Origin of the sequence: Bradyrhizobium sp. 1200_D9_N1_1, assembly GCF_052075915.1 — a bacterium.
GTDB classification, from domain to species: Bacteria; Pseudomonadota; Alphaproteobacteria; order Rhizobiales; family Xanthobacteraceae; genus Bradyrhizobium; species Bradyrhizobium diazoefficiens.
This window is the reverse complement of the sequence record NZ_CP197226.1, coordinates 6,045,838-6,060,722: the sequence shown is the minus strand read 5'-3', so window position 1 is coordinate 6,060,722 and position 14,885 is coordinate 6,045,838. Positions and strand designations below refer to the sequence as shown.

The window sequence follows — 14,885 nt, the reverse complement described above, 5'->3', positions numbered from 1 at the left end:
AGGATCATGTCGATGTCGCTGCAACCTGGGACGTTCAAGTCGTTGATTAAGGTGGCCGCAGAGCAGGTTATCGCCAGTGCGCCGGAGCTGACGAGCCTGGATCAGGCGATCGGCGATGGTGACCACGGAATCAACATGAAGCGCGGATTCGAAGCGGTTCTGGGCAAGCTCGATGCGATCTCCGCGCAACCGCTCGACGAGGCGCTGAAGATGATCGGCAAGACCCTGGTGATGACGGTCGGCGGCGCGTCCGGGCCGCTTTACGGGAGCTTCTTCCTCGCCGCCGGCGAAGCGCTCTCGCACGACAAACACTTACCGGACGACCTCGCGGACGTTTTCGGCAGTGGCGTGAACGCGGTGAGCGCGCGTGGCCGGTCGCAGGCCGGTGAGAAGACGATGCTCGACGTGCTTGTTCCCGTCCTGGAAACGCTGAGGACTGCGGCCGGCCAGCCGGATCTGATCGCGCGCGTCCGGACCACCGCTGCCGAGGCGGTCGAGCGGACCGCGCCGATGCAGGCCACCAAGGGGCGGGCGTCGTTCCTCGGGCCACGCAGCGTCGGGCACGTCGACCCCGGCGCCCGCTCGAGCTGCGTACTCGTGCAGGCGGTCTGCGCGAGCCTGGAGGGACAGCAATGACCGACACTGTGGGTATCGTGATCGTCTCGCACTCGAAGGACATCGCCAAGGGCACCGCCGACATGGTGCGGCAGATGGTCGGCAGCGAGGTCAAGGTGGCTTTTTGCGGCGGCAATCCCGACGGCGGATTGGGCACCAGCGTCTCCCTGATCATCGACGCCATTAATGATGCCTGGTCTGCCAAGGGCGTCGCAATCCTCGTCGACCTCGGCGGGGCCGAAACCAACAGCGAAATGGTGGTCGAGATGCTGGAGCCTGCGCGGCGCGATCTCGTTGTCGTATGCAACGCGCCGATCGTCGAGGGCGCCGTGATGGCGGCAACCGAGGCCGCAGGCGGCAGCTCACTGGCCCAGGTCAAGGCCGTGGCCGAGGAACTCTCTGCCGACTGAGACGTCGGCGAAGCGATGATGGAAGATGAGCATGCTGGACAAAGCGGACGGAAAGATTTTCACCGGAAATGTGCGGCTGGTGCACGCGGTTGGCATGCACGCGCGCCCCGCGGTCAAGCTGACCAAGCTCGCCAAGAAGTTCCAGGCCCAGATTTCCGTGCGGGTCGCAGGCGCGGCCGAGTGGATCAATGCCAAGAGCGTGGTCAAGATCATGGCGATGCGTGCGGCCCACGGCAGCACGATCGAGATCAGGGCGTCCGGCAGTGATGCGGAAGCCGCCGTTGCGGCGCTGGTCGACCTGATCGCAACCGATTTTCCGGACGGGGCTTAGCAGCATGCAGGGTAGCGCGACAGGACTGGCCTACCGCGGCAGAACCGCCTCGATCGGCTTTGCCCATGGCCCGCTCGTCCGGGTCGGCGCGGACACCAACGGCGAGCGTGTCGCGGGCAACCTGGCTGAAGAGGCGCTTGCGCTTCGTGCTGCGATTGACGCGGCAAGTGGGCAGATCGCGGATCTCGCCGGGATCGCCGGCGGCGAGGCTGCACAGATTCTCGAATTCCAGGTCGCGCTGCTGGAGGATGAGGATTTCATCCAAGCGATCTTCGCATCGATTGGCGATGGCGATCCGGCGGATGTCGCATGGCGTTCGGCGCTCGACGCGCAGATCGCGGACTACAATTCAGCTGCGGACGAATATCTGAAGGCGCGCTCTTCGGACCTTGCGGACCTGCGCGACCGCGTGATCAACATTTTGCGGGGCGATGGGGGCCCGGCGCTGGAGATTCCGAGCGGCGCCGTCGTCTGCGCCGACGATCTGCCGCCCTCGCGATTCCTGGAGATCGACTGGTCCGGCGGCGGCGGTCTGGCGCTCTTGCGTGGCAGTCCCACGAGCCACGTCGCGATGCTGGCGCGCGCGCGGGGCATTCCCATGGTCGTGCAACTCGGCGCCATTCCGGACGTCAGAGCCAACGCGCTGCTCGATGGTGAAGGCGCGACGCTCGAGCTCGATCCCAGCGCGGAGCAGGTTCGCCTGTTCGAGAAGCGGCGCGAAAGCCATCGCAAGAGCAGGGCGTCCGCCCGTGCGATCCTGCGGCGGCCCACCGCATCATGGCGCGGCGAGCGGATCAAGCTGTTTATCAACATCCAGCGCGTCGACGATCTCGAGCATCCCGACGCGCAATATGCCGATGGGATCGGCCTGATGCGCACCGAGTTTCTGCTGACGGAGAGGGGCAGTTTGCCCGATGAGGAGACACAGTTTCAGGCTTACGATGCGGTGCTGCGTTGGGCCGACCAGCGCCCGGTCACCATTCGCACGTTTGACGCGGGCGGCGACAAGCCGGTCGCCGGCTTTACGCTGGACGGCGAAGCCAATCCGTTCCTCGGAGTTCGGGGCTTGCGGCTTTGCCTGGCCCGGCCCGAGATCTTTGCCATTCAGCTCCGCGCGCTGGCACGGGCCGCCGTGCGCGGAAACCTCAAGGTCATGTTTCCGATGGTCACGTCTGCGGCTGAGCTCGAGGCGGGGCGGAAGCTGTTTGCCGATGTCGTGCAGCGCTTGCAGGCGGACGGCATTGCCGCGATGCTTCCCGAGCTGGGAATCATGGTCGAAGTCCCGGCGGCGGCCCTGGCTATTACGAGCTTCAAGACGTCCTTCTTCTCGATCGGCTCGAACGATCTCGCGCAATATGTCCTCGCCTGCGATCGTTCCAATGGAGCGCTTGCCCCCTTGATGGACCCGCTGCATCCGGCGGTGCTCGAATTGATCGCGCGGACCGCCGAGCATGGGCGGCGCGCCGCGATCAGCGTCAGCCTATGCGGCGACATGGCAAGCGATCCGCGCTGCCTTCCCGCATTGCTGAATTGCGGCTTGCGCGAGCTATCTGTGAATGCATCGGCGCTCGCGCAGATCAAGCAGACGATCGACCGGCTGAGCAGCGGAGGGGGCCTTGACTGACACGGCGATCGATGAGCCGGCAGAAGCCGGCGCTGTTGCAGTTTACAAGCGCATCTTCAAGGAAGTGCTGGAGAGCCGCCCCTCGGGCATGCGGCTGCGTCTGGCGCATGCCATTGGGAAGAACCGCAGCTTCGTCAGCCAGATCAGCAATCCCGCCTATCCGGTGCCGATACCCGTGCAACATCTCAATACGATCTTCGATGTCTGCCACTTCCCTCCGCAGGCGAAGACCGCCTTTCTTCGCGCATATGCACGCGCGCATCCGCGCCGGATCGGCCGACTGACCGAAGGATCGCATGAGCGGACCTTGACGCTGCATTTGCCAGATCTCGGCAGTGCGAAGCGGAACGCCGAGCTCGATGCGCTGCTCCAGGAATTCGCGCGGCGCTTGATTGCCATCATGCGGGAAAAATAAGGCGTGAGGCCAAAGGGAAGAAGCGGGGAGGAGACAATGAAGAAGTTCATCAATTCGGTCGACGGCGTGCTTGCGGAGAGCCTCGACGGACTTGCGGCCGCGCATGCCGATCTCGTCGCGCTTGGGCCGGAGCGGAAATTCGTGCGGCGCCGTGAGCTGAACCCGAAGAAGGTCGCACTCGTCTCGGGCGGCGGCAGCGGGCATGAGCCGCTGCATGCGGGCTTCGTCGGCTATGGCATGCTCGACGCCGCCTGCCCGGGACAGGTCTTCACGTCGCCGACGCCGGACCAGATCGTCGAGGCCGCTCAGGCGGTTTCGGGTGAGGCCGGCGTGCTGTTCATCGTGAAGAACTACGCGGGTGACCGCATGAATTTCGAGATGGCGGCCGAGATCGCCGAGGGGCTCACGGCGACCATCGTCACCGACGATGACGTCGCGGTCGAGAACTCGACCCACAGCATCGGGCGTCGCGGCGTGGCTGGCACGCTCATCGTGGAGAAGATCGTCGGCGCGGCAGCCGAGAAGGGCGCCGACCTCAAGGGCTGCGTTGCGCTCGGCGAGCGCGTCAACGTGCGCACGCGTTCGATGGGCGTGGCGCTGACGAGCTGCACGGTCCCGGCTGCGGGCACGCCGACCTTCTCGCTCGGCCAGGACGAGATGGAGATGGGGGTCGGCATTCACGGCGAGCCGGGACGCCGCCGCGTCAAGCTGGAGCGGGCAGACGCGATCGCGGACGAGATGACGACGGCGATCGCGCAGGATCTCGACGCGCGCGACGGGGCCGAGGCCCTCCTGCTCGTCAACGGATTTGGCGGAACGCCAACGATCGAGCTCTATCTGATGTACAACGCGGCCCGCCGGATGCTTGAGAAGCGCGGCTTGCGCATCGCTCGCTCGCTGGTCGGCAGCTTCGTCACCTCGCTGGACATGGCCGGGTGCTCGCTCACCGTCAGCCTGCTCGATGCTGAGACGACCGCGCTCTGGGACCATCCCGTGCGCACGGCGGCATTGAAATGGTAATCGCGGTTGTGAGCGGCAGGTGATCGCTTTCGCGCCGGCGAAGGATCAGCGGCGACGGCCCACTCCCGCTTCGGATTGTGCCAGTCTTCCCTCACTGAAACTTGCCGCGTCTCGCGGACACGGCGTCTCTTTCGCATTGACTGGGAAGCGTCGATGCAAAGTGTGTTGCCTCAAAGAAAACGCAGCGATTTGGAAACGTACCCCTTGACGCCGATGTCGATCGCGGTTGCCACGAATACAGGATCGTCGTTGACGCTAAACATCACGATGCGCGCTTCGGCATCTCTTCCAAAGATCTGTCGAGCGAGCTCCATGCCGGAGACGGATGGCAGGTTGATGTCTATGGCGCAGACCTCAGGAGGTCCGGCAATAAAGGACGCCAATCCACTGGCCGCATCTGCCGCTCCTGTGACGATGAAGCCTGCCTCGTCGGCAAACAAGGCCTGGCAAGCAGCTATGATGATGGGATGATCGTCGACGATCAGTACTCGCATCAGGCTCCGTGCAGCGATATTGGTGGCCTAGACGATGTTGCAGTAACGCGCATCGCAGGCGGACATTACCGACGGATTACGACCGCGAGGCCCGCGCGGCCTCAACGTGCTGAAGGGATGCCGAGAATGATTGTTCTCACCATGCGTTGAAGTTGGTGACGAGTTGCTTATCCAAGGACAAGCTTTCCATGCCACTGGAAAGCAAAATACCGCTTCGGTTATGGTGTCCACTCCCGGGCATGTTTCGTTTGTGGTGCAAGAAGTGCCCGATCTCGTGCGCCATTACACCAATGAACGCTTCGCCAAGATCGAACACGGGCGGATTACCTTGGTCAACAACCACGAATACCTGCTCATCAGGCAGATACTCCCCAGCCGCCTCAGTATCCATTGCAGCATAATCACCGACCAGAAAGCAGGTGAGATCGGCGCCGCGCCTCTTCAATGGTGCGATATCCTTTCGAAAAACATCCCGCGAGATTTTTGGTCCTAAGGCTTTCTGGACCGTAATCCATTTGGCATCGACCAGCGTGAAAAAGATGTTCGTCTGAGCCCCGAAGACCCAGTTCAGCCTGGTGAGGAACCAGGGCACGTCATCCGGCGTCCATTTCGTGGCGTTGATGACTTTGCCTGACTGATCGAGGTGCTTGAGAAATCTGAACGCGATCGTGAAGTCTTTGCGCTGCAGAATGGCGACCTCCAACTTGATGGCCGTGTTCCGGAATACCGACACCTTTGGCAACGACCTTGAGGCCGCGCGCACTGCCATCCAGTCGCGCAGTGCGATACAGCGCTGTACGCAGGCGCAGCAATTGATCATCGCGCTCCTGACCTTTTTGCTCTCCATAGCGACTGTTGATGTATTCCCGAGCGACGCGTTCGACTTGCTCGAAACGCACATCCTCAACCTGTAACCGGTCGCGATCATACGATAGGTGAACGTCCTTGCTGTCGCGCAGGCAGACCAAGTTGAAGCCTCCCCGAGGAACGATCATGAAGCTTTGCGCCGCGTACACACCAGAATCCTGCAAGAACTGAGCGAAGCTTGCCATAGCTTTCCCAAACCTTAGATCACGATAGTGTCGCGCTCGGACCACCGCGCCGGGGATAACCATCCGTCACCATTGCTCGCCGGTTGAGCCAGCAACATACTGGAAATTAGCCATGCGGGGCAATGCGCTGGCGTCGATTTTGCGGTCTGGACTTCGTTGGCGGTTGCGAGGGCGAGCGAGTTGTACGTCGAGTGGCTATTCTGACAGCGGATGTCGTTAGCTATTCACGCCTTATGGCGGTGACGGGCGCGGCGCGCTAGCGACGCGGAAAACCGTCTGCCAAGACGTCGTAGACTCAACGATTGCGAGCCACGGCGGGCGCATCATGAAGACTGCCGATGACGAGTTGCGGTTCATTAGGTATACTGGCGATGCGTGCCGTCTGCTCTTCGACGGAAAACCATGCCTGGCGTTGGCGACACATGGAAACGCAGCAACACAACTGCCGATTTTCATCGGGGAACATCATATGCTCCCGGCTGGATGCGGGCCGCACGTGAAGGAGAATCCCGGCAAATCTTCCCGACTACACCGGCCGAAGTCCAGTTAGGAGTAACCTGCCGTTTCTTTTGCCGGAGCGTAGCCGGACGACTATTGCTCAACCACGCAAGGAAGGTAGGTCATGCCACTGACCGAAGGCGACGTCCTGGACACACTCAGCGACTCGGTTGCGCTTGGCATCGAGTTTTACGTCGACAAGATCCATATCAAGGGCGAGTACTTAACGACAGTTCGCGATCACATTCGTGCCGGCAATATATTGGTGAAGGGCGGCACTCAGGATCTCGCCTTCTACGATCAGGCCACGGATATTCTCTTGACGCAGAAGAAGTCGCCTCCCGCAAATGATAGCGATCGGGCGCTGCTCCTGCATGAATGCGTCCACGCCATGATCGACGTCTATGATCCTGACGGCGCTGTTACGCGCCACATGGGCGAACTGGCCGCCTACCTCACTCAAACGACATATAGCGTTCGCAGGAATCCGTCGTCTAACCGCAACGGCACCGCCCCCTGGGACAAATTCTGGGGCGACCTCTACGCCACGGTGCGCGCCAACAAGCTCGACACCAGCGCGGGCAACGGCGTCCGGATCCCGTCGGCGACGCTCGAAAATCTGCGCCGGCAACTCGCTGCGCTGCCTTTTGTGAACTATGGAAAGTTCGCTAAAGAGGCGACCGGCGTGTCGGATGGGCTGATCCGCAGGAACTTATTTCTGTCGAGCGATGAACCTGTGTCCATGCGATCATCGAGCGTTTCCCACGAAGCTTATGTTGATCCGAGCGATGACTATTTGATACGCACCTTGATGGATGCCTACGCGAGCACCGATGTTAGAGGTTATGGCAGCCGCCTGCGCCGGCTACGTCGTGATTTTCTCTATTGCTCGCTGTCTCGCGCCCATGAGCTCCAGAAGAGGTTCTCGGTGCGGAAGCGTGGAGACCGGCTCTCCGAACTGTTTCACGATCGCCTGTCGCATGGCGGCCGCGCAATTCTTCTCCGTGTGCTTGCGCTGCGAAGCTGACCAGCACGCTGGACAAGTCGGAAAAGTGCTCTCAAGAGGAAGAATGCGCTACCGCACCGCGTCGAATTCTCGGTGTGTTGGTGCATCATTAAGTAGACTCCCGACCACTCCTTTGCAGCGGATTCTAGTCCAGGTGCCTTGCGCGCAGATCTTGAAGGTCCTTTTTCAATGCCACCAGATCTAGCCCGCGAGGAAAAGTGAGGCGTCCAGAGCGGATCACGAGCCGGACATAAGGATACCGTTCTTCGGCAAGCATCGGAGAACTAATCTTGTACTTGTGCCAATCTTCGACGATGTGTGCCTGTTGTTCGACGTTGTATGAGTCCCAGCTATCCCCGGGCGTGTAGTCGTAGCCGGCACCGACCGTCTGCGCCCAGAAGGAGCGTGCCATTGTCCAGTTTGAATCGTTGAACGCCTGCCACACGTGGGTCATTTCGTGCACGAAGAGGTCGCAAATGCGACCGAAGTCGTCGCACAAGAGGCCGAAGGTGGGGCTAGGCGATGCCAGGTTACTGAACGCGACATTGCCAAGATTGATGGCATACCGCATGCTCGGCACCATGGGATTGCTTCCTCTAAAGAATGGTCCATCGTTCGTCCACGGTCTTCCGCCTGCTCCCAGGCCATTGGTAATCGCGATTGTCTCCCATGGCGGCAACGTCGGGCCAAAGACGTTGCGCGCGAAATCCCGTTCGCTGACGTCTAGGACGCGCGCGAAGTCGGGTCGGCTTCCTCCACATTCCGGCGGGGTCGGAGCCGCTGGGGTGGGCGCAACCGGTGGAGTGGGCGCAATCGGTGGGGGAGGCGGCGTACCTGGCGGCAGATAGATGAATCCCCCTCGCCATCCACCTTTCCCGCCGGTCGTACCGGATGAAAACGCAAAATTCTGGCGGTCGGGCGACATCGCGCGGCAGCCTACATACTCGGCCAGGTACCAGTTCACCTGCCGTGTGGCTTGTTGGAAATCGCGCTGTTTGACGAGCCTGATGCCTGGAAAATTGAACTCGATGAGGTCCCAAGGGTCGATGCCGATCCGCTTGGCGAGGGATATCCAGGTCTCGCCTGCCGTCACCGCATGCCGGATTCCTGCTGGCGGTACATAGCTTTCGACGATAGGCTTCAAGGGCCTTTCCTGGTTCGGCAATGTGAGATCTCCCCCCTGCTGGTTCCTGCGGAACTACGCGGTCTCGCAACCAATATCGTGGTCGCCGCTACCTCGAGGCGGTTCGATAGTTCCATTCATTCGGGCCACGAACTGGCAGTGGCAAATCGAGGAGCCTCATTCGTAGCTTGGAGGCGTAGACACGGAGCAATGCCGAACGAGCAATGTCCGCTTTAGCGCCTGCCTTTCGACTTCGAACCGAGCAGATCATGCGTTCCGCTGATGCTCACCGTTCCCGAGCACTCGAAACCACCGAAAATTCCGCAGGAGCCGGTGACCGTAACGCGCAAGTCTTTGCGTTGGTACATGTCGACCGAAATGCCCACGCGCGAAAAGTCGTTCGCGCTGTTCGGCAGGATCAGATCGATGTGCTCTGCGGCCCATTGCGGTATATGCTTGTTGCTCTTCCAGAACAGTTCATTGCCGGCGTGATGCACGAAGTTCGGCCCGACCGTAAGCGCACCGTCCACGCCCTCGAACACGAAGCCTGTTTCGTCGATGTGCACGTTCACCCGATCGGGTGCTACGGCGAAATGCAGCGAGGTGATGTCCTGGGGCTGCGGGTCCTTGCCGAATTGCGAGCTGTAGGCGTCGCTCCATTGTCCGCGGTCGCGCCCGAGCCCGAAGCCGTGGCGGCCCGGGAGATCCCGCGTTGAGAGTGGCTTGTCGGACAGTTTGGGGCGCCAGATCTCCCGAAACCCCTTGCCGATCGTTGCCGCCATCGACAGATCGAGGGCCCAATGCGACGCCTTCTCCGGGCTTTGCCCTTCGGCGAATGCGTCGAATCCGTCCGTCGTCTTGGCAATGCGCAGCTTCTTGATCAGCTCTTCCCAGTCCTTGGGCAGGAAGGTGACGCCATCGAGCGTGGTCGTCGCGGCAGCGACACCATACTTCTCGAGTTGGTGTCGGATGTAGGGCTTCTCGTCATAAAGGCGCACATCCGGGTTGGGGCCGGCAAAGTAATTCTTCAAATCGATCTGCGGCCGAAGCATGGTCAGTCGCGCCGCGATCTTCCGGTAAGTGTCGGTCGTCGTCGGATCAGTCGTCGTCATGGAACGCCCTCCGAGCCAATCCTTGCCTCAGATTGGTCTCACCCGAACGGGCTCGGGTTCAATGCCGGCTCGCTCGATCAAGCTGCCGCCCGGCCCAGGTCATTCGAATTCCTGGCGCGCCAGCGCAGTCACTGTTTGAACCTGCCGATCGGAAATGGCGACCACCATCCGTGGGGTAGTGTAGTGTGAACAACGAGGACGATCAAATGTCACTGCGGAGCAGGGTGTTAGACGTACTCAGTGGCCCGGCGGTCGCACGCATGCGGTTCCGGTTTCCGATCCGCGGCAGCCATGTGACGATTGCGCCGCAAACGTTCCATCACGTCGCCCGCGCTATCCGGTTGGGGCAGGTCACCGTCAGACCTCCGACGGATCTCGCGGCAGGCGTTGCTGCACAATACAACGATGTCGCGAGAACCAGGGCGGACGGCACAGCGGTTGCGGCGAACACGCTGGAGGTCGTGTCGGCGACGGGGCGGCTGGACGAGGCCTATATCGTCCACGAAAGCCTGCATGCGGCATATGATCTGTTGCGTACCGGCCTCGATGCCAATGCGGAAGAGGCGTCTGCGTACGTCTGCACGGCGCTCTATTGCCGCATGACAGGCCTGCCACGCCCGCGCTGGGCCAACGGGCCGATCTACGCCAATGCCGCAGAGGTCGCCCGAACGCTGCTGTCCCAGTATCAGAAGGGCGATCCCGGGATTCCCTGGGTCGGCGAGCATGAATGGAAGATGCTGCGTGCAGGTGTTGGCCTCGATCCGGTCTATGCCAGCGGACCCGGCGGTATTCTCACGGGATGGCTCCTCGGCCAACAATATACCCACGACGGCTAGAGTGACGGGGGCCGCATCCGTTTCAGGAAATGGCAGGAGCTTCCAACTCCTGCCGTGCATCGCCAACGGAGCCGACGCACTTGAGCGCGTCATGCGACCAGCAGGCCCAGCTTGCCGACCATCGCAAGCGAGCGTTGAACACTTTCTCGCGTTGACAGCAACAACGGATCGGCAGGCTTCCCGGCACTATCCTTCTGGTCTACCTGGATGGTCGGGCCGAATTTTTCGGTCATTTCGGCCGTGATCTGGTCGATGGTCCGCGCACCGTCGAGCAATTGCAGAAAATCCCTGGTCCGGTCGTCCTCCAACTGTACCGTCTGGTGGAGGAGGTTGGTGACGAGCGGACCTGTTTGCGCTTGTCTTCGTGCGAGCAGGCTCGCCTGCGGATACTCGGTAGCTTCCTTCAACAGAAATGGGCGCGACAGCAGGAAAGAGACCTCGCCGCTGCAAGCCAGGATGAACATTGCCTCCGTCAGCACCTTTTCGGCATCATCCGTGTGCCGGCCGCCCAGCAGCGCGCCGGCGCCATCGAGCAGCTCGCCAAATGATAATGCGCGCGGCCAGGCCCGGCCGAGACATAGATACGCAGCCTTCAAGAGCGGATTGGTTACCGTGACCCTGCTGCCGTCCTGGTTCTCGAATTCCATCGCGGAATCGTCGGTCACGCAGGCGTCGGGGTCAACCGGGTTGGTCGTGCTCAGCAAATGGAACTTGGTGACGAAATCGAGGTCGATCTGGCGGGATAGCGAAATGCTGTCGTGGCAGAGCAATGTGCGCCGAAAGCCGTTGCCGTCGATGAAGTCCTGATATTGATCGCGCGCCATGAACTCGCTCTCCGGGAAGCGCTGCAGCGTCGCGCGAACCTCCTCGGAATAGCCGGCAAGATAGCGTCGTGAGAAATCAGCGTCGCTCAGATATTGCAAGCCGTGGCGGCTTGCGTCTTCGGCAACCTCATGCAGCAGGAGGGCCTCGGCGCCATCATCGAGATCGTCGTGAAATAAGAGCTCGTCGGGGGACTTGAGGACGCGGTTGTACTGGTCGCGCATAACTGCGCCGTGCACCGAGTTGGCCTTCGAGCCGTCGCTCAGGAACTTCAAGATCGCGCGGGCCTGTCCTACCTTCTCCTTCATGTCGGTGAGACGGCGGGTGTGATACCGCATCATGTCGCGGACCAGGTCGCGAAGATGCGAGAACGGGTGCGCGTTGTAGCTGACGTAGCAGACCCCGCGCGGAGCCATGTTCTGCTTGAAGATCATCATCATCTTCTCGCGCACCGCCGGCGGAACCCAGGAATACACGCCGTGCGCTATGATGTAGTCGAATTGCCCGAAGCTTTCGTCGACATTCATGATGTCGCAGTGCAGGAGCTTGATATTGCTGAGGCCCAATGTGGCGATATTTCGCTGGCCGCGCTCGATCGTCACGCCGCTCAGGTCGACACCGACGAATTCGCTGTTTGGATATTGAAAGGCCATCGGCAACAGGTTGCCGCCAACGCCGCAGCCAAGCTCGAGCACCCGGCAACGCTCGACCGGAGCCGCCTGCATGCCGTAGACGGCAGCAATGGTAGCGAGATGGTTCGGATGAGTGAGCCCGTAGACGTGGCCAGGGTAGTAGACCTCGTCGTATGGCGTGGGACCGGTGCTCGGGTGGCGATGCTCGGTTTGAATGTTCATCGTCCTCAATTCCACGAATATGCGAACTTGTCGTTCTCGATCGAGACCCGCGCTTGCTTGACTTCTTCCTTGGCAAGCGACTTGCTGAGGAATTCGCGTGACAGCTCCGGGAGCAGGGTGTTGGTGATGATGTTGTCAATCATTCGCCCGCCAGAGTCCGGGTCGTTGCAACGTGACACAATGTGCTCCACGACCGCGTCATCGTAGCTGAATGCCGCGTTATGGTTGTCACGGAGGCGTCGTCCGATCCGGTCGAGCTGCAACCGAGCGATCCCGGCGAGCATTTCGTCGGATAGCGGGAAGTACGGTATCGAGACGATGCGTCCGAGCAGCGCTGCCGGAAACACCTTCAGCAATTCCGGCCTCAGCATCTTGGCGAGCTCTTCCGGTTCGCTGCGATACTTTGGATCTCGCGAGAGGCCCATGATCAGATCGGTGCCGACGTTGGTGGTCAGGATGATCAACGTGTTCTTGAAGTCGATCCGCCGCCCGTTGCCGTCCTCCATGGTTCCCTTGTCGAACACCTGGAAGAAGATCTCATGGACGTCGGGATGAGCTTTCTCGACCTCGTCGAGCAGGATGACGCTATAGGGCTTGCGCCGGACAGCCTCGGTGAGGCGTCCACCTTCTCCATAGCCGACATAGCCGGGAGGCGCTCCCTTCAAGGTCGAGACGGTGTGCGCTTCCTGGAACTCCGACATGTTGATCGTGATCATGTTCTGCTCGCCGCCGTAGAGGGTCTCGGCAAGCGCCAGGGCGGTTTCGGTCTTGCCCACGCCGGATGGACCAGCCAGCATGAACACGCCGATCGGCTTCGACGGGTTGTCCAGTTTGGCGCGGCTGGTCTCGATTCGCTTGGCGATCATCGTCAGCCCATGAGACTGGCCGACGACGCGGCGGTTGAGGATCTCCGGTAGTTTCAGCACGGTTTCGATCTCGTCGCGCATCATCCGGCCGACCGGGATGCCAGTCCAGTCAGAGACAACGGACGCCACCGACTGCTGGTCCACATAGGCATAGACCATCCGCTTTTCCGGATTGATGCTCTCAAGCGTGTCGAACTTGCCGCGCAGCTCCGCGCGCCTGGCAGCCGGATCGTCGCCTTCCATGGGTTCGGACAGGATCTCCCGAATGCCCCGGATGTCCTTGACGAGCTCCTGCTCTGCGGCCCAATCGGCTTCGAGGTTCGTCAGCTTGTCCTTCAATGCTGCGACGTCGTTGTCGATCGCTACGATGCGCTCGTCGTCCTCAATCCCAAGATCGCTGTCGCTGACGAGTGCTGATCGCTCAGCTTCACGGGCGGCAATCGCAACGCGTGCATCCTCGATCAGGGCCGGAGTCGCGCTCTGGCTGATCGCCACGCGCGCCGAGGCGGTATCAAGCAGGCTGACCGCCTTGTCGGGTAACTGCCGTGAAGGAATGTAGCGGTGGGACAGGTTGACCGCTGCGACGATCGCGGCATCCGAGATGCGAACGCCGTGGTGCTTTTCCATCGGACCGAGGAGTCCGCGCAGCATGATGCAGCAGGTTTCCACATCGGGTTCATCGATCTGGATCGGCTGGAAGCGTCGTGTGAGCGCGGGATCTTTCTCGATATACTGGCGATATTCTGCCCACGTGGTGGCGGCGATCGTGCGCAGCGTGCCACGCGCAAGGGGAGGTTTCAGGAGATTGGCTGCATCACCGGTGCCGGCCGCGCCGCCGGCGCCGATCAGTGTGTGGGCTTCATCGATGAACAGGATGATGGGGGTGGGTGAGCTCTGGACCTCGTCGATCACCGACCGCAAGCGCTGCTCAAACTCGCCCTTCATGGAGGCACCGGCCTGCATCAGGCCGATGTCGAGCGCACAAAGCCTTACACCGCGGAGCGGTGGCGGCACGTCGCCGGCGGCGATACGCTGGGCGAAGCCCTCGACAACTGCGGTCTTGCCGACGCCAGCCTCGCCGGTGAGGATTGGATTGTTCTGCCGCCGACGCATCAACACGTCGATCAGTTGGCGGATTTCTTCGTCCCGACCAAGGATCGGATCCATCTCGCCCGATTTGGCCTTGGCGGTGAGATCCTGGGAGAACCGGTCGAGCGGCGTCGTCCCCTTTGGACCCGCTTGGGCCGCGCCTTCCGTGACGGCGCCGACCAGGCCCGAACCGTCCATCGGTCGCATGGTCTCCTCGTCGGAGCCGGCCCAGACGGCGCGACGCTCCGCGGCCAGTGCGTCGACGTTGACCTTGGAAAATTCCTGCGAGAGGTTGTTCAGCGTGCGACGAATATCGTTCGATTTCAGGCCTGCCACAAGCAGATGACCGGTGCGGATCTGGGTCTCGCCAAAGAAGAGCGTGGCATAATGCCAGCCCCGATCGAGCAGATCGATGACCGAATTGGCGACGCCCGGCATGTCGGTTTCGTTCTTACGAAAGCCATTGATCACGCCGGCAAGGTCCGACAACAAGCGTGCGCGGTCGAGCTTGTAATGATCGACCGAGAGGCTGAGATCGTTGCGTTCCTGCTGCAGGATATGAAACAGCCAGTGCGCAAGCTCGACGTTGCGATTGCCGGCGCTCTTTGCGTGGCGCAGGGCCTGTAAGAAGGCATCATAGCCGGCCCGGTTCAGCTTGCCCGTTACAGCTTCAATGCTGATGTCGGTCACGGCGGCTCCTCCTGCTCAATTCCTCCGC

At 61.4% G+C, this 14,885-nt stretch carries 15 protein-coding genes; 9 read left to right on the top strand and 6 right to left on the bottom strand.

The annotated features are described in order from the left end of the window. The first annotated feature begins 12 nt into the window (after positions 1-12). The 6 genes from dhaL to dhaK all read left to right on the top strand — a co-directional run bounded on the left by dhaL (position 13) and on the right by dhaK (position 4,415). Positions 13-636, top strand: coding sequence for a dihydroxyacetone kinase subunit DhaL (dhaL, locus tag AB5K84_RS29270; RefSeq protein WP_051000397.1), 624 nt, complete (start codon positions 13-15; stop codon positions 634-636). Then, positions 633-1,025: a dihydroxyacetone kinase phosphoryl donor subunit DhaM gene (gene dhaM / locus AB5K84_RS29265; RefSeq protein WP_441232702.1), complete on the top strand. Its 393-nt coding sequence runs from the start codon at positions 633-635 to the stop codon at positions 1,023-1,025. The genes dhaL and dhaM overlap by 4 nt, the downstream gene beginning before the upstream one ends. Before the next feature lie 25 nt (positions 1,026-1,050). Next, positions 1,051-1,356 carry an HPr family phosphocarrier protein gene (locus AB5K84_RS29260; RefSeq protein WP_011086356.1) on the top strand — a complete coding sequence of 102 codons (306 nt, stop codon included), beginning with the start codon at positions 1,051-1,053 and terminating at the stop codon, positions 1,354-1,356. Between the two features lie 4 nt (positions 1,357-1,360). Next, the gene (ptsP, locus tag AB5K84_RS29255; protein WP_011086357.1) at positions 1,361-2,980 is read left to right on the top strand and encodes a phosphoenolpyruvate--protein phosphotransferase; all 1,620 of its coding nucleotides are present in this window, start codon (positions 1,361-1,363) and stop codon (positions 2,978-2,980) included. A gap of 88 nt (positions 2,981-3,068) precedes the next feature. Continuing rightward, positions 3,069-3,395, top strand: coding sequence for a hypothetical protein (locus tag AB5K84_RS29250; RefSeq protein ID WP_370163087.1), 327 nt, complete (start codon positions 3,069-3,071; stop codon positions 3,393-3,395). A gap of 36 nt (positions 3,396-3,431) precedes the next feature. Further along, a complete protein-coding gene (dhaK, locus tag AB5K84_RS29245) occupies positions 3,432-4,415 on the top strand; it encodes a dihydroxyacetone kinase subunit DhaK (protein WP_028170688.1) in 984 nt (327 codons plus the stop codon). 170 nt (positions 4,416-4,585) lie between these two features. Here the strand turns inward: dhaK and AB5K84_RS29240 are convergent, their stop codons facing one another. After that, positions 4,586-4,909 carry a response regulator gene (locus tag AB5K84_RS29240; RefSeq protein WP_011086360.1) on the bottom strand — a complete coding sequence of 108 codons (324 nt, stop codon included), beginning with the start codon at positions 4,907-4,909 and terminating at the stop codon, positions 4,586-4,588. 136 nt (positions 4,910-5,045) lie between these two features. Further along, a complete protein-coding gene (locus AB5K84_RS29235; protein WP_038967730.1) occupies positions 5,046-5,612 on the bottom strand; it encodes a hypothetical protein in 567 nt (188 codons plus the stop codon). Here AB5K84_RS29235 and AB5K84_RS29230 point away from each other — a divergent pair. Together AB5K84_RS29230 and AB5K84_RS29225 are read left to right on the top strand one after the other, a co-directional pair. Next, positions 5,599-5,823: a hypothetical protein gene (locus AB5K84_RS29230; protein WP_162494080.1), complete on the top strand. Its 225-nt coding sequence runs from the start codon at positions 5,599-5,601 to the stop codon at positions 5,821-5,823. The genes AB5K84_RS29235 and AB5K84_RS29230 overlap by 14 nt on opposite strands. A gap of 760 nt (positions 5,824-6,583) precedes the next feature. Beyond that, the gene (locus AB5K84_RS29225; RefSeq protein WP_011086363.1) at positions 6,584-7,486 is read left to right on the top strand and encodes a hypothetical protein; all 903 of its coding nucleotides are present in this window, start codon (positions 6,584-6,586) and stop codon (positions 7,484-7,486) included. Between the two features lie 124 nt (positions 7,487-7,610). Here the strand turns inward: AB5K84_RS29225 and AB5K84_RS29220 are convergent, their stop codons facing one another. Both AB5K84_RS29220 and AB5K84_RS29215 read right to left on the bottom strand, forming a co-directional pair. After that, entirely contained in the window at positions 7,611-8,609 is a 999-nt protein-coding gene (locus tag AB5K84_RS29220; protein WP_161535485.1) for a hypothetical protein, read from the bottom strand. A gap of 212 nt (positions 8,610-8,821) precedes the next feature. Then, positions 8,822-9,700 (bottom strand): hypothetical protein, encoded by an 879-nt coding sequence (locus tag AB5K84_RS29215; RefSeq protein ID WP_028170692.1) that lies wholly within the window; start codon positions 9,698-9,700, stop codon positions 8,822-8,824. 260 nt (positions 9,701-9,960) lie between these two features. Here AB5K84_RS29215 and AB5K84_RS29210 point away from each other — a divergent pair, with 260 nt between their 5' ends. Then, complete coding sequence (locus tag AB5K84_RS29210; RefSeq protein WP_236842224.1) at positions 9,961-10,536, top strand: hypothetical protein; 576 nt, start codon at positions 9,961-9,963, stop codon at positions 10,534-10,536. Positions 10,537-10,625: 89 nt separating this feature from the next. Here the strand turns inward: AB5K84_RS29210 and AB5K84_RS29205 are convergent, their stop codons facing one another. Continuing rightward, positions 10,626-12,212, bottom strand: coding sequence for a methyltransferase regulatory domain-containing protein (locus AB5K84_RS29205; RefSeq protein WP_038967728.1), 1,587 nt, complete (start codon positions 12,210-12,212; stop codon positions 10,626-10,628). A 5-nt stretch (positions 12,213-12,217) separates the two neighbouring features. Continuing rightward, positions 12,218-14,857 carry a type VI secretion system ATPase TssH gene (gene tssH / locus AB5K84_RS29200; RefSeq protein ID WP_011086368.1) on the bottom strand — a complete coding sequence of 880 codons (2,640 nt, stop codon included), beginning with the start codon at positions 14,855-14,857 and terminating at the stop codon, positions 12,218-12,220. Positions 14,858-14,885 lie beyond the last annotated feature (28 nt).